The organism is Pantoea sp. S-LA4 (assembly GCF_054482835.1).
Map to the genome: position 1 here is coordinate 504,055 of NZ_JBTLRC010000002.1, position 24,018 is coordinate 528,072.

Consider the following 24,018-nt stretch of genomic DNA (forward strand, 5'->3'; position numbering starts at 1 on the left):
GAATTACTGGAAACTGTGCTCTGCCGCCGGATAGATTCCGGCTTCGACGTCGGCGATATAGTGGCGAATCGCGGCGCGGATATCACCGGTCGCGGCCAGAAAGTTTTTGGCAAATTTGGGAATATGGCCACCGGTCACGCCCAGCGCATCGTGCATCACCAGGATCTGTCCATCGGTGACGTTACCGGCACCAATGCCGATCACCGGAATAGAGAGCGCAGCGGTCACGCGCTGAGCCAGCGAAACCGGTACGCACTCCAGCACCATCAGTTGCACACCTGCCGCTTCCAGCGCCAGCGCATCTTTCACCAGCTGCTCTGCGCCCGCTTCATCGCGGCCCTGCACCTTATAACCGCCAAAGATATTGACCGACTGCGGCGTCAGTCCGAGGTGACCGCAAACCGGCACGGCACGCTCGGTCAGCATCCGCACCGTCTCTGCCAGCCAGCTTCCGCCTTCCAGCTTCACCATGTTGGCTCCGGCACGCATCAGCTGAGCGGCGTTGTCGAAGGTCTGCTGTGGCGTGGCGTAACTCATAAACGGCAAATCGGCGAGCAGCAGCGCCTGAGGCGCGCCGCGCCGTACGGCGGCAGTGTGATAGGCGATATCGCTGACCGTGACCGGCAGGGTGGAATCGTGACCCTGTACCGTCATGCCAAGGGAATCACCAACCAGCATCACCTGAATGCCTTCATCGGCAAACAGGCGGGCAAAACTGAAATCGTAGGCGGTCAGCGTGGCAAATTTTTTGCCGTCGGCTTTCCACTGACGCAGATGTGACATTGTGGTGGGTTTCATGGCGCTCTCTACTCAGAAATTCTGATGGGCGCAGTTTACTGGATAGCGTTCAGGAGCGGAATCGAAGAAGTGAGATTGTGTGCTCAGGCGTGCCAGAGACGGATATCGCGGCTATCGAGCGTTGCCAGAATAGCGCTCAGCGCCCGGCCATCCGGCAGCGTGGCGTCAGGGGCAATCGCCAGCAGCGGCACCAGCATAAAGGCGCGGTTCAGCAGGTCATAATGCGGGACGATCAGCCGATCGCTGTTAATCACCGCTTCGCCAAACAGCATCACATCAATATCCAGCGTGCGCGGGCCCCAGCGTTCCGCCTTGCGGACCCGGCCATGTTCGCGTTCAATCTGCTGGGTATGATCCAGCAACGCGTCCGCACTCAGTGAGGTCTCCAGCGCCACGGCGGCGTTGAGGAAATCAGGCTGATCGGGTGGGCCATAAGGTGGCGTGCGGTAGAACGGGGAGGTGGCAATGCGTTGCGTGTGCGGCAACGCATCCAGTGCGGTCAGCGCTGCATCAACCTGATGCAGCGGATCGGCAAGATTACTGCCTAATGCCAGGTAAACCCGGGTCATGAGGCGTTTTGATTGTCGCGACGCGGAGCTGATGGACGACGGCGTGGACGGCGCGATTTATGACGCGGCGCCGGATCGTCACCCAGGTTGTTCAGCATGTTTTTCTGATGGGGCGGAGCCGCCACCTGAAACTCTCCCCACCACTGGCTCAGGCGCAGCAGTTCCGGGTTGTTCTCTACTTCCGCGCGCAGGGCCAGCAGGTCATAGGCGGCACGGAACTTAGGATGCTCCATCAGCTTCCAGGCGCGTTTACCGTGGCGACGCGACATGCGTAACTGCAGCAGCCAGATATCACGAATCAGCGAGGTAATCCGTTTCGGGATCGCCAGCGCGCGGCAGGCTTCATCCAGCGTATCGTTCATCGCCATCGCAAAGGCTTCGAAATAGGTCAGGCCGCTCTCCTGCGCAATGCGCTCCGCGGTTTCGAGCTGCGGATACCAGAACATGGCGGCGAACAGGAAGGCCGGATTAACGCGCATGTCGTTATGGATGCGGTTATCGGTGTTTTTCAGCACCTGTGCCAGCATCTTCTCCATCAGGCTGTCACTCTGCTCGGTGAAGTTGCGCGCCAGCGTCGGGAACAGCGGCTGGAACAGCTGATATTCACACAGCTTGAGGTAGGTACTGTAACCGTAACCCGCCTGCAGCAGCTTCAGCGACTCTTCGAACAGGCGCGCAGGCGGAATATCACGCAGCAGCGACGCCAGACGCGGGATCGGCTCGGCCGTTTCCGGCGCAATGCTCATATTGAGCTTGGCGGCAAAGCGCGCTACGCGCAGCATCCGCACCGGATCTTCGCGATAGCGGGTTTCCGGATCGCCAATCAGGCGAATGATGCCCTGTTGCAGGTCGTTCAGGCCGCCGACATAGTCGCGCACGCTGAAATCGGCGACGCTGTAGTAAAGACTGTTGATGGTGAGATCGCGGCGCTGGGCATCATCTTCGATAGTACCGAAGATGTTATCGCGCAGCAGCATACCGCTCTGGGCGCGCTGCGAATTGTTGCGATCGTCCTCGCTCTCTTCCACCTGATGATGACCGCGGAAGGTCGCAACTTCGATCACTTCCGGACCAAACATCACGTGCGCCAGACGAAAACGGCGACCCACCAGGCGACAGTTGCGGAACAGCTTGCGCATCTGCTCTGGCGTGGCGTTGGTCGTGACATCGAAATCCTTGGGTTTTTGCCCCAGCAGCAAATCGCGCACGCCACCGCCTACCAGATAGGCTTCATAACCGGCTTTATTCAGGCGATAGAGCACTTTGAGGGCATTTTCGCTGATGTCTTTGCGTGAGATGGTGTGGCTTTCACGAGGAATGATGGTCATAAGACGCTCTGGTTCAACCTCTGCAGGGGCTTCCTCTTCATCACGCTTCAGGACTTTCCGGCAAAAATTAGCTACTCGGGTAAAAATGGGACACCTCGACAGTGGCGTAAAAGGGTGTAGGTAAAATCAGCGGCTAATCATAGCCTGTTGAGAACGATTTGAGAATGCTGTTGTCTCTGCATCCGGTTTCAGGGCGTTGTCATGGGGCATCAAAGCGATATTCCACTGCGACACCGCCTCAGACAGCAGTTTGTCCTGCGTTAAGTCCTGCCAGCCGCTGGAAACAGGTTGGCCGAGGAAGCGTAACGCCGCAACCAACAGCGGTCGCGCATCGCCATCGGGCAAGGACGGCGCATGGTTCTGCTTCGATAACTTATTGCCATCGTGATTCAGCGCCAGTGGCAGATGCAGATAATCGGGCTGCGGCCAGCCAAACTGCTGATAGAGCGCAATCTGCCGTACCGTGGGCTCAATCAGGTCCGCGCCGCGCACTACTTCTGTAATGCCCTGGAAATGATCGTCAACCACCACCGCCAGGTTATAGGCAAACAGCCCATCGCGGCGGTGAATGATAAAATCTTCCTGCGCCAGTCGTGGGTCCACCTGCACGTTGCCGCGTAACCGATCGTCAAACGCCAGTACCGGGTTGTGCTGCCGCAGGCGCAGCGCCGCATTCTCCGGCCCGCGCTGCCGATCGCGGCAGTAGCCATCATAAAAGCCGCCAATCTGCTGAATGCGGCGACGGGTGCAGGTACAGAAGTAACTCTGTCGATGCTGCTGTAGCCAGGCCAGCGCCTCGCGGTAGGCATCGTGGCGCTGTGACTGCCACAGAACCTCACCATCCCAGGTTAAACCGTAGTGCTCCAGCTGATGCAGGATGCGGGTTGCTGCGCCCGGGACTTCACGCGGCGGATCGATATCTTCAATTCGCACTCGCCAGAGACCCTGCTGCGCACGCGCACTCAGGTAGCTGCCTAATGCAGCAATCAGCGAGCCAAAGTGAAGTTCACCAGACGGGGAAGGGGCGAAGCGGCCAATACAGGAGGTGGTCATAGGCAGTAAACGTGACCACGCAGCGGAAAAAACGGTTGTTGTTCCACTGCGTGGCAACGTGCTGGACGCGGCATTAGCCGGCCATTTGTTTCTCACGAATTTCTGCTAACGTCTTACAGTCGATGCAAAGATCGGCAGTAGGACGTGCTTCGAGACGGCGAATACCAATCTCAACGCCACAGGAATCGCAATAACCGAAGTCGTCATCTTCAACTTTCTTCAGTGTTTTCTCGATCTTTTTAATCAGTTTACGTTCGCGATCGCGGTTACGCAGCTCCAGGCTGAACTCCTCTTCCTGCGCGGCACGGTCAACCGGGTCGGGGAAGTTAGCAGCTTCATCCTGCATGTGCGATACGGTGCGATCGACCTCGTCCCGCAATTGATTACGCCAGGCTTCCAGAATCTTGCGAAAATGGGTCAGCTGCGCGTCGTTCATATACTCTTCGCCCGGCTTCTCCTGATAAGGCTCCACCCCAGCGATGGCGAGAATACTCAGGGACGATGTTTTACGGTTTTGCCCTTCTTGCATGTTGTTTCTCCTGGATAACACGCACTATACCCTTCGACTTTCGTCTTGCAGGTGCGTTGCTGCTAGCCTGCTGTTTGACATCTACGGGGTACATCGATCCCCCATTGGGGAAAAAAACAGGCCGCTATAAATAACAGAAGCAGTCAGGGTTGGCAATTATTCGTGAACACACCTTGACAAGCCTGTGAGGAACAGCGTAATTGGGCCTTAGCTCAGAACATTCTTACCACATAAAATTGCAAAAGATATTACAAGGTTACGTTCAGCGGCGTTTTAAGAAACATGCCCGCTGCGGATAAGTCCGCCCGATACGCTAAAACCTCCACGCCTTCCCGCTGCGCCTGGACCAGTTGCTCTGCGTAAGCCACGTCAATGTGACGCGCCGGGGAAACGTCCTCAATCCCCGAGTGCAGAACGGCAAACAACAAAACGGCCCGATGACCTTCTGCCGCGACCATAGCCAGCTCGCGCAGATGTTTCTGTCCCCGAACCGTCACCGCATCCGGAAAATAACCTTTTCCTTCATGTAAAAGGGTTACGGATTTCACCTCAATATAGCAGTTGCGTCGGTCCTGCGCCTTGAGCAGAAAATCAATTCTGCTTTTTTCACTGCCATATCTCACTTCGGCCTGTCGCTGCGAATAACCGGCCAGTTCGGGCAGCCGTTGCTGATCGAGCGCTTCAGCCACCAGTTGATTGGCGCGCAGCGTATTGACGCAGATCCAGTGGCCCTGTTGCGTTTCGGTCAGCTCCCAGCTGTGCGGGTATTTTCGCGTCAGACTGTCTGAGGTGGAGTACCAGACCCGATCGCCAGGCGTGGCACAACCGGTCATGGCGCCGGTATTGGCGCAGTGGATGGTCAGGATTTCACCCTCCGGCGTCTCAACATCGGCCAGAAAGCGTTTGTAACGGGCGATCAAACGGGCAGGTTTGAGGGGGGGAGAGAAGTGCATAAGGTTCCTGGATTAAGGCTGTAACGGCCAGCTGGCCAGCGCGCGATAGCGGGTCCGGCCCTGCACGTAGTCGGAGGCGAACAGAGAAAACTGGCTGACGCGAAAGCGCCAGTGAAAGCCGCGTGGCGGCAGGGCCACCGGCTGGGTTGCATGGCGCAACAGGGTAATGTGCGGATGAAACGGCTGCGGACTCTGGTGACAGCCGTGCCGGGCGGCCTGCGCCCGCAACAGGCTGGCCAGTTGCAACAGACCGCGCGGCGCGCGCTGGCAGCCGAGCCACACCACGCCGGGACGCGGCCAGTGACCGGCATCATCCAGATCGAGATCAAACGCCGGCTGCACAATGCGCGATGCCAGGGTTTGCAGCCGCTGCGCGGTCTCTGGCGTCACCTCACCGAGAAACGCCAGCGTCAGGTGCAGATTGGCGGCGGCGACCGGTCGGCCCGCCTCGGCGGGAAAGGTATCGGCCCGCCAGCGCACCAGCTGTTGCTGCATCGCGTCGGGCAGGCTGAGGGCAAAAAATAAGCGTTGTGTCGCCATGGCGCTCTCCGGCAAATATCACGGATGAATGCTACAATGCGCGCCATCTTAGCACAGGCAGAAGCGGAGTTTGCTGTGAGCGATTTACCGGTCAGCGCGGTGCTGCCTGACATTCTGGCAGCGCTGAGCCGCGCCTCACAAATCCTGCTGGCGGCACCGACCGGCGCAGGCAAATCAACCTGGCTGCCGCTACAGCTGTTGCAGCAGGCGGAGTTGCCAGGCCGGATCATTATGCTGGAGCCGCGACGGCTGGCGGCGCGCAACGTGGCGCAGCGGCTGGCGGAGCAGCTGGGCGAACAGCCGGGTGCCACGGTCGGGTTCCGGATGCGCGGCGAAAGCTGCGTCGGGCCACAGACCCGGCTGGAGGTGGTGACCGAAGGAATGCTGACCCGGATGTTACAGCACGATCCGATGCTGGACGGGGTTGCGCTGGTGATCCTCGATGAGTTCCACGAGCGCAGCCTGCAGGCCGATCTGGCGCTGGCGCTGCTGCTGGATGTCCAGCAGGGACTGCGCGATGACCTGAAGATTATGCTGATGTCCGCCACGCTGGACAACGCCCGGCTGGCGGCGCTGCTGCCGGATGCGCCACTGATCGTCTCAGAAGGGCGCAGCTACCCGGTTGAACGGCGCTACGCCTCACTGAACGCTAACGTACGTTTTGAAGAGGCTGTGGCGCGTGAAGTGGCGCAGCTGCTGCGTGATGAGCAGGGCTCGTTGCTGCTGTTTTTGCCTGGCGTGGCGGAAATCGAACGGGTTAAGCGCGAGCTGGAATCACGCATCAGTGACGACGTCGACCTGACGCCGCTGTATGGCGCACTGCCGCTGGCGGCACAGCGTCGGGCGATTCTGCCCGCCGAACAGGGAAGACGCAAAGTGGTGCTCGCCACCAATATCGCCGAGACCAGCCTGACCATTGAGGGGATTCGGCTGGTGGTCGACAGTGCGCTGGAACGCAGTGCGCTGTTTGATGCCCGCAGCGGCGTGACGCGTCTGCAGACTCAGCGCATCAGTCAGGCCTCGATGACCCAGCGCGCCGGACGTGCCGGACGTTTAATGCCGGGCATCTGCCTGCATCTGCTGCCGCAGGAGCAGGCGTCACGCGCGGCGGCACAGAGCGAAGCGGAAATCCTGCACAGCGATCTCTCCTCACTGTGGCTCGATCTGCTGCAGTGGGGCTGTACCCAGCCGCAACAGCTGCAGTGGCTTGATCTGCCGCCGGCCAGACATCTGGCAGCGGCGCAGCAACAGTTAACCCGCCTCGGCGCGCTGGACAATCATGGACTGCTCAATCCGCAGGGACGGCGGATGGCCGCGCTGGGCTGCGATCCCCGGCTGGCGGCGATGCTGTGCGCCGCCGGGCAGGATGCTGATGCGGTCGCCAGCGCGGCGCTGCTGGTGGCGATTCTGGAAGATCCGCCGCGCAGCGGCGGTGCCGATCTGCGTGATGCGCTGCACCGGCCGCAACCGCAGTGGCTGCGTCGGGCGCAGCAGTGGCAGCGACGGATCAAGGTCAGCGGCGGTCGGGTGGATGAGGATCGCTTCGCCAGCTTGCTGGCGGCAGGATTTGGCGATCGACTGGCGCGACGGCGCGACGAGAGCGGCCGTTATCAGCTGGCCAATGGACTGGGCGCCCGGCTGGATCAGCAGGATGGGCTGACCCGCAACGCGTGGCTGATCGCCCCGGCGCTGTTGCAGGTCAGCGCCACGCCGGACGCACGAATGCTACTGGCGCTGCCGGTCGATATTGAGGCGCTGTGTCAGCAGCAGCCAGCGCTGATTGAACGCCGGACCGAAGTGGAATGGGATGAGGAGAAAGGCACGCTGCGCGCTTTCCGGCGTGAGCAGATTGGCGCGCTGGTGCTGAAAACCCAGCCGCTGGCCCGCCCGGAACCGGCGGTGCTGCACGCAGCGATGCTGCGCTGGATCGCCGAAAAAGGTCTGGCGGTATTGGGCTGGACGCCGCAGGCGGAGCAGCTGCGGCTGCGCATCCAGTGTGCCGCACAGTGGTTGCCGGAAGAGGCGTGGCCGGCGGTGGATGACGCCGCGCTGCTCGACAGCCTCCCGCAGTGGCTATTGCCGCAGATGTCCGCCGTGCGCGATCTGAAAACGCTGCAATCGGTAGACCTTGTCAACGCGCTATTACATTTACTCACATGGTCACAACGTCAGCGGCTGGATAGTGCGCTGCCAACTCATTACACTGTGCCGACCGGAAGCCGGCTGCCGATCCGCTATGATGCAGACAAGCCACCGGCGCTGGCGGTGCGGATTCAGGAGATGTTTGGCGAAGCCACCAATCCTGCCGTTGCGGAAGGTCGGGTGCCGCTGGTGCTGGAGCTGTTATCACCGGCGCAGCGCCCGTTACAGATTACCCGTGACCTGGCGGCGTTCTGGCGCGGCGCGTACCCGGAGGTCCGCAAAGAGATGAAAGGACGCTATCCTAAACATCCCTGGCCAGACGATCCGGCCACCGCCTTGCCAACAAGGCGCACCAAAAAAATGTCCCCGCAGGGTTGAGACCGCTGGATCGAATTCAGAGGGTTCTGCCATGCGGAACGCCAGAAAGCAGTTAGAGTAGCGGCGCAGCCGTAAGCTATGCCTGGAGAATAAAAGCAATGTCTGGGAACGATCGCGAACCTATTGGGCGCAAAGGTAAACCGTTGCCGCCGCGCAGCAGCGCGCGCCGGGGACGCCGCAGGGATATCGAACAGGATATCGATCAGGACGATTTTAATGATGACGAGGAGGAAGCGCCGGTGCCACGTAAAGGTAAAGGTGGAAAACCGCCGCGCGGCAAACGCCGTTGGCTGGGATGGTTAATTAAGCTGTTCCTGGTGTTTGTGGTGGTCATGGCCGCGTGGGGCGTCTACCTCGACTCGGAAATTCGCAGCCGGATAGACGGTAAAGTGTGGCAACTGCCCGCCACCGTTTATGGCCGTATGGTCAGCCTTGAACCGGGGATGGCCTACAACAAAAGTGAAATGGTCGCGCTGCTGGAAGGGACGCAATACCGCGAGGTGTCACGCATCACCCGGCCTGGCGAGTTTTCGGTCAAAGGCAACACCATTGATCTGCTGCGTCGCCCGTTCGATTTCCCCGACAGTAAAGAGGGGCAGATCCACGCACGGATGAGCTTCAGCAAAGATGAGCTGAGCGAGATTAAAAACCTCGATACCGGCCGCGATTTTGGCTTTTTCCGCCTCGATCCGCGACTGATCACCATGCTGCAATCGCCGAACGGTGAACAGCGTCTGTTCGTACCGCGCGCCGGTTTCCCGGATCTGCTGGTCGATACGCTGATTGCCACCGAGGATCGCCACTTCTACGAACATGACGGCATCAGCCCCTATTCGATTGGTCGCGCTTTCCTCGCCAACATCACGGCCGGGAAAGCGGTGCAGGGCGGCAGTACGCTGACCCAGCAGCTGGTAAAAAACCTGTTCCTCACCAACGAGCGTTCGCTGTGGCGTAAAGCGCGTGAAGCCTACATGGCGGTGATCATGGATGCGCGCTACAGCAAAGACCGCATTCTGGAACTCTACCTGAACGAGGTGTATCTCGGTCAGGCTGGCAGCGATCAGATTCGCGGCTTCCCGCTGGCCAGTCTCTACTACTTTGGTCGCCCGGTTGATGAGCTGAGTCTGGATCAACAGGCGATGCTGGTCGGCATGGTGAAAGGCGCGTCACTCTATAACCCGTGGCGTAACCCGAAACTGGCGCTGGAACGCCGCAATCTGGTGCTGCGCCTGTTGCAGCAGCAGAAAGTGATCGACCAGGAGCTGTATGACATGCTGTCGGCGCGTCCGCTGGGCGTGCAGCCGAAAGGCGGGGTGATTACGCCGCAGCCAGCCTTTATGCAGATGGTGCGTAATGAACTGCAGGCGAAGCTCGGCGACAAGGTGAAAGATCTCTCCGGCGTGAAGATCTTCACCACCCTCGATCCGGTCTCGCAGGATGCGGCGGAAAAAGCGGTGATCGACGGCATTCCCACGCTGAAAAAACAGCGTGGCCTGAAAGATCTGGAAACTGCGATGGTGGTGGTTGACCGCTTCAGTGGTGAAGTGCGCGCCATGGTCGGCGGTGCCGATCCGCAGTATGCCGGTTACAACCGTGCGCTGCAGGCGCGCCGCTCGATCGGTTCACTGGCCAAACCGGCGACCTATCTCACCGCGCTGAGTCAGCCGAACAGCTATCGCCTGAACAGCTGGATCGCCGATGAGCCGATTGCGCTGAAGCAGCCCAACGGCAGCGTCTGGAAACCGATGAACGACGACCGTCGCTTCAGCGGCAAAGTGATGCTGGTGGATGCGCTGACCAACTCGATGAACGTGCCTACGGTGAATCTGGGGATGACGCTGGGTCTGGATGCGGTGGTTGATACCTGGAACAAGCTGGGCGTGCCGAAAGATCAGCTGCATCCGGTGCCCGCGATGTTACTGGGCGCGTTGAACCTGACGCCGGTTGAAGTGGCGCAGGCGTTCCAGTCGATCGCCAGCGGCGGCAACCGCGCTTCGCTGTCGGCGGTGCGCTCGGTGATTGCGGAAGATGGCAGCGTGCTCTATCAGAGCTATCCGCAGGCGCAGCGCGTTGAGCCAGCTCAGGCGGCCTATCTGACGCTCTACACCATGCAGCAGGTGGCGGATCACGGTACGGCGCGTGCGCTGGGGGCGCGTTTCCCGAATGCCCACCTGGCGGGCAAGACCGGAACCACCAACGATCTGGTCGACAGCTGGTTTGCCGGTATCGATGGTAAAGAAGTGGCGATTACCTGGGTCGGTCGTGACAACAACCAGCCGACCAAACTCTATGGCGCCAGCGGGGCGATGCAGCTCTATCGCCGCTACCTTGACAACCAGGCACCGATGCCGTTGCAGCTGACGCCACCGGAAGATGTATCACTGATGAACATCGACTCGGCTGGCAACTTTGTCTGCGGCAGTGGCAGCAGCACCTGGCGTTCACTGCCGGTCTGGGCGCTGGACCCGAATGCGCTGTGTCAGCAGCAGCAGCAACAGGTCCAGCAGCAGCAACAGCTGTTTGATCAGCAACAGCAACAACAGCAGCAGCAACAGCAACAACCAGCTCAGCAACCGCAGGAGCAGAAAGACAGCGACGGCGTAGCGGGATGGATAAAAGATATGTTTGGTAAATAATTTCACCAGACTGGTTAAAAAGGGCGCTTCGGCGCCCTTTTTTTGTGCCTGATCAATACCGGTTAATCGCGCTACAAACGGCGTCACGCCTGGGATTTATCCTTGCAGTCCCGGCGGCGTTTCGCATATTATCCGACCGTTATAATAATCATTATCGTTTCGATTCGCCTGCCGATCCCTCATAGTTAAGAGACACCTTTATGAATGCGCGAACGACTTTTCCTTGTTCTGTAAAAAAACAGTTTTACCGCCAGCCTTTGGGAATCATGATTGCGCTGGCTTTGACCAGCCTGAGCAGTAACCTGCTGGCGGAGGAGACCCTGGTGGTGTCAGCAGACGGCGGTGCCAGCGCGCCAGCCGAAAGCGCGTGGGGACCAGCGGCGACTATCGCGGCGAAACAGAGCGCCACCGGGACCAAAACCGATACGCCGATCGAAAAAAATCCGCAGTCTGTTTCCGTGGTGACACGCGAAGAGATGGAAATGCGTAACGTCACCAGCGTCAAAGGGGCGTTTAACTACACGCCTGGCGTGCTGACCGGCAACCGCGGCAGTTCAGACGTGATTGATGCCCTGTCGATTCGCGGCTTCAGCGAAACCAATACCAACCAGTACCTGGATGGCCTGAAACTGCAGGGGGATAACTACTCTGAGTTCGCCATCGATCCTTACTTCCTGGAGCGCGCTGAACTGCTGCGTGGTCCGGTGTCGGTGCTGTACGGCAAGAGCAATCCCGGCGGTGTGGTCTCGCTGGTGAGTAAGCGTCCGACTCAGGAAACCCTGCGTGAAGTGCAGTTCCAGATGGGCAACGATAACCTGTTCTCAACCGGCTTCGACTTTGGTGGCGCGCTGGATGATGATGGCGTCTACAGCTATCGTCTGACCGGTCAGGCGCGCAGTCAGGATGCGCAGCAGGCGATGAACAAAGAGAAGCGTTACACCCTCGCACCGGCATTCAGCTGGCGTCCGGATGACCGTACCCGTATTGATCTGCTGACCTATTTCCAGAACGAGCCGGAAACCGGCTATTACGGCTGGCTGCCGCGCCAGGGCACAGTGGTGCCGATTACCCGTCCTGATGGCAGCGAGTACAAACTGCCAACCAATTTTGATGAAGGCGAGCAGAGCAACAAGATTTCGCGTAACACCAAAATGGTCGGTTATAACGCCGAGCACAGCTTTAATGACACCTGGACGGTGCGCCAGAACCTGCGTTATGCCGACCTGCGCACCGATTACCGCAGTATTTATGGCAGCGGTTTTAATCCGCAAACCCAGGAGATTAATCGCGGCTCCGCCATTTCTGAAGAGAAGCTCAATCAGTTTGCGGTCGATACTCAGGCGCAGGCGAAATTTGCCACCGGCCAGCTGGATCACACGCTGCTGCTGGGCGTCGATTATCAACGGACCCGTAACGATATTGATGCTGCCTTCGGCACTGTTACGCCACTTAATGCGATCAACCCCCAATATGGCAATGACATTGCAATCGGTACGCCATACCCTTATCACTATCTCAATAAACAAGAACAAACCGGTCTTTATGCACAGGATCAGATGGAGTGGAATCGCTGGGTACTGACGTTAGGCAGCCGTTACGATTACGCCACGACCTCTGCGCTTAACCGCAGCAGCAGTACCGAAGTGAAAAATCACGACCAGGCATTCACCTGGCGCGGTGGTCTGAACTATGTGTTTGATAATGGTGTGGCTCCCTACTTTAGCTACAGCGAATCATTCATTCCCAACACCGGCACTACGTCCGGCGGTCAACCCTTTGATCCCTCACGCGCAAAGCAATATGAAGCTGGCGTGAAATATGTTCCCAAAGATCGTCCGGTGGTGCTTACCGCCGCCGTTTACCAGCTGACCAAAACCAAAAACCTGACGGCTGAACCCGGTAATCTCAATTTCAGCGTGCAGGGCGGTGAAATCCGGTCGCGCGGTGTGGAACTGGAAGCCAAAGCGGCGCTCAATGCCAACGTCAACCTGACCGCGTCCTATACCTATACCGATGCGGAATATACCGAAGATACGCTGCTGAAAGGCAAAACGCCGGTACAGGTGCCGAAGCACATGGCCTCCTTGTGGAGTGATTACACCTTCCACGAGACCGCTTTGTCAGGGGTAACGATCGGCGCTGGGGTTCGCTACGTGGGTGAAAGTCAGGGGCTGTATGCTGAAACCACAGATAATAGCGCTGCTGGACTCTCGAACCAGAACTTTAAGGTGGCCGGTTACACCACGGTCGATGCCGCGCTGAAATACGATCTCGCGCGTTTCGGTTTGCCGGGCTCGACAGTGGGCGTCAACGTCAACAACCTGTTTGACCGTGAATATGTCGCCAGCTGCTACCGTGACTACGCCTGCTACTGGGGCGCGGAACGCCAGATTGTGGGTACTGCCACTTTCAGATTTTGATTTATCCGGGCGCTGCGGCGCCCGTTCACAGGGATAACCATGCCGCATCCGCACGCAGAAGACGCGACCTTTACACTGGATAACGCCAGTTTTCAGGTACCGGGTCGTACTCTCCTTCAGCCGCTGTCGCTGACCTTTCCGCCTGGCAAAGTCACCGCGCTGATTGGTCACAACGGCTCGGGTAAATCGACGCTGCTGAAAATGCTGGGTCGTCATCAGAGCGCCAGCACCGGCCAGGTGCTGCTCAACCAGCAGCCGGTTGAACGCTGGAACAGCAAGGCTTTTGCCCGTGAGGTGGCCTATCTGCCGCAGCAGTTACCGGCCGCGGAAGGCATGACGGTGCGCGAGCTGGTGGCGATTGGTCGCTATCCGTGGCACGGTGCGCTGGGGCGTTTTGGTCAGGACGATCGCGACCGGGTCGAGGATGCGATTGCGCGCGTCGGGCTGAACGCCTTCGCCGGACGGTTAGTTGATAGCCTGTCGGGCGGTGAACGTCAGCGCGCCTGGCTGGCGATGATGGTGGCGCAGAACAGCCGCTGTCTGTTGCTGGATGAGCCGACCTCGGCGCTGGATATCGCCCATCAGGTCGAGGTCCTGGCGCTGATTCAGACCCTGAGCCGTGAGCGCGGGCTGACCGTGATTGCGGTGCTGCACGATATCAATATGGCGGCACGCTACTGTGATCATCTGGTGGCGCTACGTCAGGGTGCGTTAATCGCCCAGGGCGGGCCGGAGACGATCATGCAGGCTGAGGTGCTCGGCGAGATTTACGGCATACCGATGGGCATTTTACCGCATCCGCAGGGCGGCGCCCCGGTCAGTTTTGTCTACTAAGGATGGCCTCATGCCCGATCTGTTACGCCGCAGGTTGATGCTGGCGCTGGCGGCTGCACCCTTGCTCCGCAGCCTGCCGCTGGGCGCCGCCACGCCAGATCTGTCGCGCATTATTGCCCTGGAATGGCTACCCACCGAACTGCTGCTGGCGCTTGGCGTCACGCCCTATGGGGTAGCGGATCTGCACAATTACAACATCTGGGTCGGCGAGCCGTCACTGCCCGACGCGGTGGTGGATGTGGGCCTGCGCACTGAACCGAATCTGGAACTGATGGCGCAGATGCAGCCGTCGCTGATCCTCTGTTCTAACGGCTACGGTCCGTCGAAAGAGAAGCTGACGCGTATTGCGCCCATTATGGGTTTCGATCTGAACAGCGGTGACGGTAAACCTTTTAGCACCGCGCGCGCCTCGCTTCGTCAGCTGGCATCACGCCTTGGATTAAGCGCGGTGGCCGGGCAGCATCTGCGCGAGGTCGACAATGAACTGGCTGCGGCGCGCCAGCGTCTGGCACCTTATGCCGGACGGACGCTGTTGCTGATGTCGCTGCTCGACAGTCGCCACGCCATTACCTTCGGCAAAAACAGCCTGTTTCTTGAAGTCATGACCTTGCTGGGCCTGAAAAATGGCTGGCAGGGCGAAACCAACTTCTGGGGCAGCGCGGTGGTGGGTATCGAACAGCTGGCCTCGCTGGGCGAGGTGGATGTCATCTGCTTTGATCATGATAACGAGGCGGATATGCAGCAACTGATGCGTAGCCCGCTGTGGCAGTCAATGCCGTTTGTACGGGCCGGGCGCTTTCAGCGCGTACCAGCGGTCTGGTATTACGGCGCGACGCTGTCGGCGCTGCACTTTGTGCGCGTGCTGGAACGCGCGCTGGAGACGAACTGATGCGCCATGCTCTGTTTCCCACGGCGCTGCTCAGCCTGCTGTTTCTGCTGGCGGCGGGCCTGACGCTGGTTAACCTGCATCAGGCGTTACCGCCGGCGCAGTGGTCGCAGGCGCTGTGGTCGCCTGTCACCGATAACGTGGCGCAGATGGTGTTTCACTACAGCCTGCTGCCGCGTCTGGCGCTGGCGCTGCTGGTTGGGGCCGGGCTGGGCTTAGCCGGTTTGCTGTTCCAACAGGTGCTGCGTAATCCGCTGGCCGAACCGACCACGCTGGGTGTCTCCTCTGGCGCACAGCTCGGCATCACCGTGGCGACCTTGTGGCAGTTGCCCGGCGGCGCGATCACTCAGCAGTTCGCTGCCCTGATCGGGGCCGTCGGGGTTGGCGTGCTGGTGTTTGGCGTGGCGTGGCGCAAGCGTCTGTCACCGGTCACACTGATTCTGGCTGGCCTGGTGCTGAGTCTCTACAGCGGCGCGGTGAACCAGATTTTTGCCATCTTCAATCACGATCAGTTGCAGAACATGTTCCTGTGGAGCACCGGCGCGCTGAATCAGATGAGCTGGGAAAACGTGCTGCAACTCTGGCCGCGTCTGCTGCTGGCACTGCTGCTGGCGCTGGCGCTGCTGCGTCCGCTGACGCTAATGGGGCTGGATGATGGCGTGGCGAAGAATCTGGGGCTGGCGCTGTCGCTGGCGCGTATCGGCGCGCTGGCGCTGGCGATCCTGCTCAGCGCGCAACTGGTCAATGTCGCCGGGATTATCGGTTTTATCGGGCTGTTTGCGCCGTTGCTGGCGAAGTTGCTGGGTGGACGCCGGTTAATCAGCCGGATGATGCTGGCACCGCTGATCGGCGCGCTGCTGCTGTGGCTGGCGGATGGCTGCGTGCAGTGGTTGAGCGTCCACTGGCGCGATATCCCGACCGGCACCGCCACCGCGCTGCTGGGCGTGCCGATTCTGCTGTGGCTGCTGCCACGACTGCGGACCGGCTCGGTGGCACCGGCGCTGAACCAGGGCGATAAGGTTCCGGCTGAGCGACAGCATCTGCTGCGCTGGGCGCTGGCTGGCCTGCTGGTGCTGGCACTGCTGGCGTGGGGCGGCCTGGCGTTTGGCCGCAATGCGCAGGGCTGGATCTGGTCTGCGGGCGAGATGCTGCATCAGCTGCTGCCGTGGCGCGCCCCGCGCGTGCTGGCCGCGCTGGTGACCGGGCTGATGCTCGGCGTGGCGGGCAGTCTGATCCAGCGTCTGACCGGTAATCCGATGGCCAGCCCGGAAGTGCTCGGCATCAGTTCCGGTGCCGCCTGTGGTGTGGTGGTGATGATGTTCTTCGTGCCGGGCGATGCGCTGATGTGGCTGCTGCCCGCTGGCGCGATCGGCGCAGCGCTGACCCTGCTGGTGATCATGGCTGTAGCCAGCCGCGGCGGCTTCTCGCCGGAGCGGATGCTGCTGGCGGGGATGGCGCTTAACAGCGCCTTTGTCACGCTGCTGATGCTGCTGCTGGCCAGTGGCGATCCGCGCATGGGCGGCCTGCTGAGCTGGATTTCCGGCTCCACCTATAACATCAGCGGCAGTCAGGCGATACAGAGCGCGATCTGTGCGCTGCTGCTGGTGGCGCTGGCCCCGCTGGCCAGCCGCTGGCTGACGCTGCTGCCGCTCGGTAGCGCAACGGCACGCTCGGCTGGCATGGCATTAACCCCGGCCCGGCTCAGCCTGCTGCTGCTGGCTGCGGCGCTGACTGCCAGCGCCACGCTGACTATCGGACCGCTGAGCTTTGTCGGACTCATGGCACCGCATATGGCCCGGATGCTGGGCTTCCGGCGGGCCTTACCGCAGTTGCTGCTGTCAGGCTTGCTGGGGGCGGGATTGATGGTGCTGGCGGACTGGTGCGGGCGGATGCTGGCGTTTCCGGATCAAATCCCGGCCGGGCTGATGGCGACCTTTTTAGGCGCACCTTACTTTATCTGGCTGCTGCGGCGTTCAGGCTAAAAAAAAGACCGGCGATTGCCGGTCTGAGATTGCTATTACTGGCGATTACAGCTTCGCGAAACAACGACGCGCGGCGTCGATGGTGCGCTGAATATCTTCTTCGCTATGGGCCAGCGACATAAAGCCCGCTTCAAAGGCCGACGGCGCAAAGTAGACACCTTCTTCCAGCATCAGGTGGAAGAAGGTTTTAAAGCGCTCCACATCGCAGCGGGTGACGTCGGCGTAACAGGTCACGCTGTCAGCATCGGTGAAGAAAAGGCCAAACATGCCGCCGACGTGGTTAACCACCAGCGGAATGTTTTGCTGCTGCGCCGCGTCACGCAGGCCGGTCGCCAGTTTGCGGGTCAGGGCATCCAGCGTCTGATGGGTACCAGGCTGCGCAATCTGAGTCAGACAGGCGTAACCGGCCGCCATCGCGATCGGGTTGCCCGACAGCGTACCCGCCTGATAGACCGGACCGGTCGGGGCCAGCGCCGCCATCACTTCACGACGGCCGCCAAACGCGCCAACCGGCATCCCGCCACCGATAATCTTTCCAAGGCAGGTCAGGTCCGGACGGACGTTGTAATACTCCTGCGCGCCGCCCAGCGCCACGCGGAAACCGGTCATCACTTCATCAATGATCAACAACGCGCCGAACTCATCACACAACGCCCGCAGGCCGGGCAGGAAGTCTGGCTGCGGCGGAATGCAGTTCATATTGCCGGCGACCGGCTCGACGATGATCGCCGCGATCGCTGCGGGATACTGTTCAAAGGCGGTGCGGACTGAATCGAGATCGTTATAGGTGCAGGTCAGGGTATGCTTCGCAAAATCGGCCGGCACGCCAGGTGAATTAGGCTGGCCGAGAGTTAATGCGCCCGAGCCGGCTTTGACCAGCAGATGATCGGCGTGGCCGTGATAGCAACCTTCGAACTTGATGATTTTATCGCGGCCGGTAAAGCCTCGCGCCAGGCGAATGGCGCTCATGGTGGCTTCGGTGCCGGAGTTAACCATGCGCACCATCTCCATGCTCGGCACCAGTTCGCACACCAGCTGTGCCATGGTGACTTCCATTTCGGTTGGCGCGCCAAAGCTCAGGCCGCGCTCAGCGGCTTCAATCACTGCGTTGCGAATCCCGGCATTATTGTGACCCAGCACCATCGGACCCCATGATCCGACATAATCAATGTAGGCTTTGCCATCGGCGTCATACAGGTAGGCGCCATTGGCGTGTTCGATAAACAGCGGAACGCCGCCCACACCGGTAAATGCGCGTACCGGCGAGTTTACGCCACCCGGAATCAGGCGTTGTGCCTCGGCAAACAGTTGTTCGGACTTACTCATTTTCGGCTCCAGCGGTTCATAAAAATATCGCGCCATTCTACGGAAGAGGCGCAGCAGACGAAAGCCGGTTTCACCAGCCGCTATACTTAACCTTAGTGAAAGCGGCACAGAGTGCGAAGGGCAGAGCTTGATTGCGCTGAGGTGCTGGCAGATAATAGCGGTATTAAGGTCGTTTTCTGACCTGGACGTTTAGCGGAGTAAAACATGAGTGATGATGTAGCAGCACTGCCGTTGCAGTTTACCGACGCAGCAGCCACCAAGGTGAAGAACCTGATTGCCGACGAAGAGAACCCGGCGCTGAAATTACGCGTTTATATCACCGGCGGAGGTTGCAGCGGCTTCCAGTACGGTTTTACTTTTGATGACCAGATGAACGACGGCGATATGACTATCGAGAAACAGGGCGTTTCGCTGGTGGTCGATCCGATGAGCCTGCAGTATCTGGTGGGCGGTTCGGTGGATTACACCGAAGGGCTGGAAGGCTCACGTTTTATCGTCACTAACCCGAACGCCAAAACCACCTGTGGCTGTGGTTCTTCGTTCAGTATCTGATGATGCAGGCCGTCTTCCTGACGGCCTCGCTTACCACTCTATCGTTACCAGCTGATGGTTTTTTCTTTCACTCCCCTCTGACTGAATGACGCTGCGCGTCACCCGCGGTTGCGCACTTGCCTGTCCGCCGCAGTCGATCTGCGGCACAGACCGCGCTTCAGGACGCTGAATTTCACAGCGTGAAAAGATGACAAGCCTGACGCCAATAGAGCCGCTCACCGATCCCGCCAGCGTGTACGCCGGGATCAGCAGCCCCATCGCCAGTAGCAGTGCTCTGGTCATGTAAGGTTCCTGGTGTTGTTCAAAAAGCGCTAAGCGCTAAAAGGACGGCGAGCATACGTGGCGCGCGCGTCTCATATCTTGATTAACGGCAAAAAAAGCTGTTTCTTTAACCGATTAGTTGGATTTTTGTGCGGGATGCAGGGCGGCACACAGCTGTCCGGCCGCCAGTAACAGCCGTGGGCCGGGACGGCTGAGCCAGTCATCATTAATCGCGATCACCGGCACGCTGAGCTGCGGCTGCCAGAATGTCCGGACGTTCTCAGCCTGGCGGGCAGTCCCGCCGATCACAATCGCCTGCGGATGACGCATCAGCACCTGTTCGCGGCTGACCTGCGGCCAGCTGACACGGCTGTCAGCAAAGATATTCCGACCGCTGCAGAGTTCAATGATCTCGTTTTGTAAGGTCGATCTGGCGGCGGTAAACAGGGGCTGCTGACCAAACTGTAAAAACAGCGGCACCACCGGCAGGTGAGCGTAGCGCTGACGCAGCCCGGCTTCCTGCTGTCGCAATTGCTGTGCGGCTTTCACGGCCTGTTCAGGATGCGGGCTCCACTGCGCCAGCTTGTCCAGCGTGGCGATCATCTGATCCAGCGTAACCGGATCGACCCATTCTATTTTCATTCCGAGCTGCTGTAGCTGATCGATCTGCCGCTGCGGGTTGCCGCCACGCCAGGCTAAAATCAGATCCGGCTTCAGTTGCAGAATACGTTCGAGGTTAATTCCCTGCCAGTTGGCAACCTGCTCAATCGGTTTCGCCTGCGGCGGATAGTCAGACCAGGCGCTGACCGCAATCGGGGTAATCCCGGCGGCAAAGGCGAGTTCAGTCAGGTGGGGAGCGAGGGTGATAACACGCGGTGGGGAAGCCAGCAGGCTGCCGCTGATCAGCAGCAGCCAGCAGAGCAGTAGCGATTTAGCCACGCGCCAGGCGCGCCAGCAGGTTCTCCACCATCAGCGACGACTGCTTAGCCGCAACGCTGAGGAACTCATCAAAGCTCAGATGCGAAGCCTGGTCAGCGACGTCAGAGATGGCGCGAACCACCACAAAAGGCACCTGGAACTGGTGACAGACATGGCCGATGGCCGCGGCTTCCATTTCTACGGCGATCGCCTGCGGGAACTGCTGACGAATGCGTTCCAGCGGCCCGGCACCGTTGATAAAGGCGTCACCGCTGACCACCAGGCCACGTACCGCATTGAGATCGAGCTGCTGAATGCAGGCTTCGGCGGCGGCAATCAGACCACTGTCGGCGACAAAGGCTGCCGGGCAGCCGGCCATCTGGCCTGGCTCATAACCAAAGGCGGTGACATCAGCATCGTGATAACGCACTTCTTCCGATACCACGATATCGCCCACGCTCAGCGAAGAGGCTAAGCCACCGGCAGAACCGGTATTGATCACCACGTCTGGCTTACACAGCTGCAGCAGCAGGGTGGTACCCAGCGCGGCGGAGGTTTTACCAATGCCCGATTTCAGCAGTGCAACCTCAACGCCGTTCAGGATGCCGGTATAAATTTCACAGCCAGCCAGCGATAAAGTTTGACGGTTTTCGATTTTGTCGCGCAGCAGGGTAACTTCCTGCTCCATCGCACCAATAATGCCTGCTTTCATAGTGAGTCCCGCTAATGTAAAAGGTCGAAATTTAGGGCATAGTCTAGCATGGCTAACAGGGGATTAATTCACGAAAAAATAAGGGGTAATCAATGTCAGCGATCAATTTCAGGAAGAAGATCAGCTTCTCACGCCCTTATACCAGTCGAAAAGATCCGGAGGGGGAATATTACATTACCCGCCACTTTGAGAGCGACCGCGGACGGATCATTAATTCCGCGGCCATCCGCCGGTTGCAGCAGAAAACCCAGGTCTTTCCGCTGGAGCGTAACGCCGCGGTGCGCTCACGGCTGACCCACTCGCTGGAAGTGCAGCAGACCGGTCGCTACATCACCAAGGAGATCCTGCAGACCCTGAAAATGCAGGGCGGGCTGGCGCAGTATGGGCTGGACGAGCTGGAAGGCGCATTTGAAAGCCTGATCGAGATGGCGTGCCTGCTGCATGACGTGGGTAATCCGCCGTTTGGTCATTTCGGCGAGGCGGCGATCAACGACTGGTTTGAAGATAATCTTCCCGCTGAGCTGGTCGATCCGCTGGTGGCGGGCGTGGAAGGCGACACGCAACGCCGCGCCTTCGACCAGTTAAATGCGATGATCCGTCAGGACTTGTGTCATTTCGAAGGCAATGCACAGGCGATACGGATGGTTCATAGCCTGTTGCAACTCAACCTCAGCTATTCGCAGGTGGCCTGCATTCTCAAATATACCGCGCCAGCCTGGTGGCAGGGCGAGAAGCCCGCTGAATTTAGCGTATTAATGAAGAAGCCGGGCTTTTATCTTTCCGAGCAGGACTATATTAGCGACCTGCGCGCCGCGACCAATATGGCCGAACATCACCGTTTTCCGCTGACCTATATAATGGAAGCGGCCGATGACATCTCCTATTGTATTGCCGATTTGGACGACGCTGTAGAAAAAGATATATTTAATGTTGAGAGTTTGTATGAATTTCTCAATAAAGCCTGGGGTCCGGTTAAAAATAATGACGCATTCAGCCGCACCATTGGCGAAGCCTGGCGTGAAGCCTGCAGTAAAAAACGCCGCAGCCGCAGCGATCAATTTTTTATGTCATTACGCGTAAATGTTCAGAGTGTGTTAGTGACCTATGCCGTGAAGCGTTTTGTTGATAATCTGCCCGCGATATTCGACGGTCACTTCAATCATGCGCTGCTGGAAGATGATGGCGAAGAGGGCCGTCTGCTACAGTTATTCAAAACGGTAGCGCGCCAGCAGGTATTTAATCATTCCGAAGTAGAACAGCTGGAATTACAGGGCTATCGGGTGATCAAGGGATTGCTGGAAATTTATCAACCGCTGATGCGTCTCAATTACGAAGCCTTTACTACCCTGATAAACGAGGACTTTTTGCGGCAGCACCCGATAGAGACCCGGCTGTTCCATAAACTCTCCGGCAAACACCGTAAAGCCTATCTGCATAAAATGCGTACGCTGGTGGTAGAGCATAAATATGAGCGGCTGTTGTGGGAACGTTATTATCGTTTTCGCCTGATTCAGGATTATATTAGCGGGATGACCGATCTCTACGCCTGGGATGAGTACCGGCGTTTAATGGCCGTCGAATAATCGTCAATTGTAAAGGTCGGGAATAAATTTTTACCTTTGGTTGAAACTTTAAAAGGAACTTCGCGCTAAAACAATTATCTCACTCATCGACCACAGCAATGGTCTGGACAGTTATCCTCAAGAGAAACCAAAAAATGAAAAAAAAGAGCTTAATGTTAAGTGCGCTGGCCCTGAGCCTGAGTATGGCACTGGCGCCCGTGACCGTTTCCGCTGCGCAAACCGCCTCTTCTGATAGTCAGCAACTGCCAAGTCTGGCACCGATGCTGGAGAAGGTGATGCCTTCAGTGGTCAGTATTAGTGTAGAAGGCACCACCACGGTAAAAACGCCGCGTATGCCGCAGCAGTTCCAGCAGTTCTTTGGCGATAATTCGCCTTTCTGCCAGGATGGCTCACCGTTCCAGAGTTCACCGATGTGCCAGAGCGGCGGCGGTGCTGAGGGCGGCGCGCCTGGCCCGAATACGCAGCAGGAAAAATTCCGTGCGCTGGGATCGGGTGTGGTGATCAACGCTGAAAAAGGCTATGTGGTCACCAACAACCATGTGGTGAATAACGCCACCAAAATTCAGGTTCAGCTGAGCGATGGCCGTCGCTATGACGCGAAAGTGATCGGCAAAGATCCAAGCTCCGACATTGCCCTGATTCAGTTGCAGGATGCGAAAAACCTCACCGCAGTGAAAATGGCCGACTCTGACAATCTGCGGGTCGGTGACTACACCGTGGCGATCGGTAACCCGTATGGCCTGGGTGAAACCGTGACCTCGGGCATCGTCTCCGCGCTGGGCCGCAGCGGCCTGAACGTGGAAAATTACGAGAACTTTATCCAGACCGATGCGGCGATCAACCGGGGTAACTCCGGCGGCGCGCTGGTTAATCTTAACGGTGAACTGATCGGTATCAATACGGCGATTCTGGCACCGGATGGCGGCAACATCGGTATCGGCTTTGCCATCCCGAGTAATATGGTGAAAAACCTGACTGCGCAGATGGTGGAGTTTGGTCAGGTTAAGCGCGGTGAGCTGGGTGTGCTGGGTACCGAGCTGAACTCTGAGCTGGCGAAAGCGATGAAAGTCGATGCGCAGCGCGGTGCCTTTGTCAGTCAGGTGCTGCCAGGTTCGGCAGCGGCGAAAGCCGGTATCAAAGCGGGCGATGTGGTGGTGTCAATGAACGGTAAACCACTGACCAGCTTTGCGGCGCTGCGTGCCGAAGTGGGTTCTCTGCCCATCGGCACCACCCTGAAGCTGGGCCTGCTGCGCGACGGTAAGCCAGTGGATGTTTCGGTTCAGTTGCAGCAGAGCAGCCAGGCGAAAGTGCAATCCGCCACCATCTACACCGGTATTGAAGGCGCGGACCTCAGCAACAGCGAAGTCGGCGATAAAGGGGTTCGCGTGGATAACGTCAAAGCGGGCAGCGCTGCTGCGCGTATCGGCCTGAAAAAGGGCGATGTGATTCAGGGCGTGAACCAGCAGCCGGTGACCAATCTGGGCGAACTGCGTAAGATCCTTGATTCTAAGCCGTCGGTACTGGCGCTGAACGTCAAGCGCGGCGACAGCAGCATCTACCTGCTGATGCAGTAAGCGATAACGCAAGGCTATCAGGCGGACTTCGGTCCGCCTTTTTT

The 24,018-nt window shown here is 58.9% G+C and carries 20 protein-coding genes; 9 read left to right on the forward strand and 11 right to left on the reverse strand.

Features of this window, described 5'->3' with window-relative positions; genetic code table 11:
• Positions 1 to 3: 3 nt before the first annotated feature.
• The 7 genes from panB to thpR all read right to left on the reverse strand — a co-directional run bounded on the left by panB (position 4) and on the right by thpR (position 5,770).
• Positions 4 to 798, reverse strand: coding sequence for a 3-methyl-2-oxobutanoate hydroxymethyltransferase (gene panB / locus ACX3P5_RS03110; protein ID WP_458968279.1), 795 nt, complete (start codon positions 796 to 798; stop codon positions 4 to 6).
• An 83-nt stretch (positions 799 to 881) separates the two neighbouring features.
• Positions 882 to 1,367: a 2-amino-4-hydroxy-6-hydroxymethyldihydropteridine diphosphokinase gene (gene folK, locus ACX3P5_RS03115; protein ID WP_233985265.1), complete on the reverse strand. Its 486-nt coding sequence runs from the start codon at positions 1,365 to 1,367 to the stop codon at positions 882 to 884.
• Complete coding sequence (pcnB, locus tag ACX3P5_RS03120; RefSeq protein ID WP_233988221.1) at positions 1,364 to 2,782, reverse strand: polynucleotide adenylyltransferase PcnB; 1,419 nt, start codon at positions 2,780 to 2,782, stop codon at positions 1,364 to 1,366. Before pcnB ends, folK begins: the two co-directional genes overlap by 4 nt.
• 39 nt (positions 2,783 to 2,821) lie before the next feature.
• The gene (gene gluQRS, locus ACX3P5_RS03125) at positions 2,822 to 3,748 is read right to left on the reverse strand and encodes a tRNA glutamyl-Q(34) synthetase GluQRS (RefSeq protein WP_233985264.1); all 927 of its coding nucleotides are present in this window, start codon (positions 3,746 to 3,748) and stop codon (positions 2,822 to 2,824) included.
• A gap of 73 nt (positions 3,749 to 3,821) precedes the next feature.
• Positions 3,822 to 4,277 carry an RNA polymerase-binding protein DksA gene (gene dksA, locus ACX3P5_RS03130; RefSeq protein WP_031375735.1) on the reverse strand — a complete coding sequence of 152 codons (456 nt, stop codon included), beginning with the start codon at positions 4,275 to 4,277 and terminating at the stop codon, positions 3,822 to 3,824.
• A 248-nt stretch (positions 4,278 to 4,525) separates the two neighbouring features.
• Complete coding sequence (gene sfsA / locus ACX3P5_RS03135; protein ID WP_233985263.1) at positions 4,526 to 5,230, reverse strand: DNA/RNA nuclease SfsA; 705 nt, start codon at positions 5,228 to 5,230, stop codon at positions 4,526 to 4,528.
• A gap of 12 nt (positions 5,231 to 5,242) precedes the next feature.
• Entirely contained in the window at positions 5,243 to 5,770 is a 528-nt protein-coding gene (thpR, locus tag ACX3P5_RS03140) for an RNA 2',3'-cyclic phosphodiesterase (protein WP_336755816.1), read from the reverse strand.
• A gap of 36 nt (positions 5,771 to 5,806) precedes the next feature.
• Between thpR and hrpB the strand changes: the two genes are divergently transcribed.
• The 6 genes from hrpB (at position 5,807) to fhuB (ending at position 17,048) form a co-directional block, all read left to right on the forward strand.
• Positions 5,807 to 8,290, forward strand: coding sequence for an ATP-dependent helicase HrpB (hrpB, locus tag ACX3P5_RS03145; RefSeq protein ID WP_458968280.1), 2,484 nt, complete (start codon positions 5,807 to 5,809; stop codon positions 8,288 to 8,290).
• Positions 8,291 to 8,388: 98 nt separating this feature from the next.
• Positions 8,389 to 10,926 carry a bifunctional glycosyl transferase/transpeptidase gene (gene mrcB, locus ACX3P5_RS03150; RefSeq protein WP_233985260.1) on the forward strand — a complete coding sequence of 846 codons (2,538 nt, stop codon included), beginning with the start codon at positions 8,389 to 8,391 and terminating at the stop codon, positions 10,924 to 10,926.
• Between the two features lie 200 nt (positions 10,927 to 11,126).
• Positions 11,127 to 13,346 carry a ferrichrome porin FhuA gene (fhuA, locus tag ACX3P5_RS03155; protein WP_458968281.1) on the forward strand — a complete coding sequence of 740 codons (2,220 nt, stop codon included), beginning with the start codon at positions 11,127 to 11,129 and terminating at the stop codon, positions 13,344 to 13,346.
• 39 nt (positions 13,347 to 13,385) lie between these two features.
• Entirely contained in the window at positions 13,386 to 14,180 is a 795-nt protein-coding gene (gene fhuC / locus ACX3P5_RS03160) for a Fe3+-hydroxamate ABC transporter ATP-binding protein FhuC (protein WP_233985259.1), read from the forward strand.
• Positions 14,181 to 14,190: 10 nt separating this feature from the next.
• Entirely contained in the window at positions 14,191 to 15,069 is an 879-nt protein-coding gene (fhuD, locus tag ACX3P5_RS03165; protein WP_458968282.1) for a Fe(3+)-hydroxamate ABC transporter substrate-binding protein FhuD, read from the forward strand.
• Entirely contained in the window at positions 15,069 to 17,048 is a 1,980-nt protein-coding gene (gene fhuB / locus ACX3P5_RS03170) for a Fe(3+)-hydroxamate ABC transporter permease FhuB (protein ID WP_458968283.1), read from the forward strand. Before fhuD ends, fhuB begins: the two co-directional genes overlap by 1 nt.
• Positions 17,049 to 17,093: 45 nt before the next feature.
• Here fhuB and hemL read toward each other — a convergent pair whose 3' ends face one another.
• On the reverse strand, positions 17,094 to 18,374 hold the full coding sequence (hemL, locus tag ACX3P5_RS03175) for a glutamate-1-semialdehyde 2,1-aminomutase (protein ID WP_233985256.1): 1,281 nt from the start codon (positions 18,372 to 18,374) through the stop codon (positions 17,094 to 17,096).
• Between the two features lie 204 nt (positions 18,375 to 18,578).
• Here hemL and erpA point away from each other — a divergent pair, with 204 nt between their 5' ends.
• Positions 18,579 to 18,926, forward strand: a complete 348-nt coding sequence (erpA, locus tag ACX3P5_RS03180) for an iron-sulfur cluster insertion protein ErpA (RefSeq protein ID WP_031375266.1) — start codon at positions 18,579 to 18,581, stop codon at positions 18,924 to 18,926.
• Between the two features lie 30 nt (positions 18,927 to 18,956).
• Here the strand turns inward: erpA and ACX3P5_RS03185 are convergent, their stop codons facing one another.
• From ACX3P5_RS03185 to mtnN, 3 genes are all read right to left on the reverse strand, one after another.
• Positions 18,957 to 19,208 carry a hypothetical protein gene (locus ACX3P5_RS03185; protein WP_233985255.1) on the reverse strand — a complete coding sequence of 84 codons (252 nt, stop codon included), beginning with the start codon at positions 19,206 to 19,208 and terminating at the stop codon, positions 18,957 to 18,959.
• Positions 19,209 to 19,322: 114 nt separating this feature from the next.
• Positions 19,323 to 20,126: a vitamin B12 ABC transporter substrate-binding protein BtuF gene (gene btuF / locus ACX3P5_RS03190; RefSeq protein ID WP_458968284.1), complete on the reverse strand. Its 804-nt coding sequence runs from the start codon at positions 20,124 to 20,126 to the stop codon at positions 19,323 to 19,325.
• Entirely contained in the window at positions 20,119 to 20,817 is a 699-nt protein-coding gene (gene mtnN, locus ACX3P5_RS03195; RefSeq protein ID WP_233985253.1) for a 5'-methylthioadenosine/S-adenosylhomocysteine nucleosidase, read from the reverse strand. The genes btuF and mtnN overlap by 8 nt, the downstream gene beginning before the upstream one ends.
• 92 nt (positions 20,818 to 20,909) lie before the next feature.
• Here mtnN and dgt point away from each other — a divergent pair, with 92 nt between their 5' ends.
• The gene (gene dgt / locus ACX3P5_RS03200; protein ID WP_233985252.1) at positions 20,910 to 22,400 is read left to right on the forward strand and encodes a dGTPase; all 1,491 of its coding nucleotides are present in this window, start codon (positions 20,910 to 20,912) and stop codon (positions 22,398 to 22,400) included.
• Between the two features lie 134 nt (positions 22,401 to 22,534).
• Positions 22,535 to 23,974, forward strand: a complete 1,440-nt coding sequence (gene degP / locus ACX3P5_RS03205; protein WP_233985251.1) for a serine endoprotease DegP — start codon at positions 22,535 to 22,537, stop codon at positions 23,972 to 23,974.
• Positions 23,975 to 24,018 lie beyond the last annotated feature (44 nt).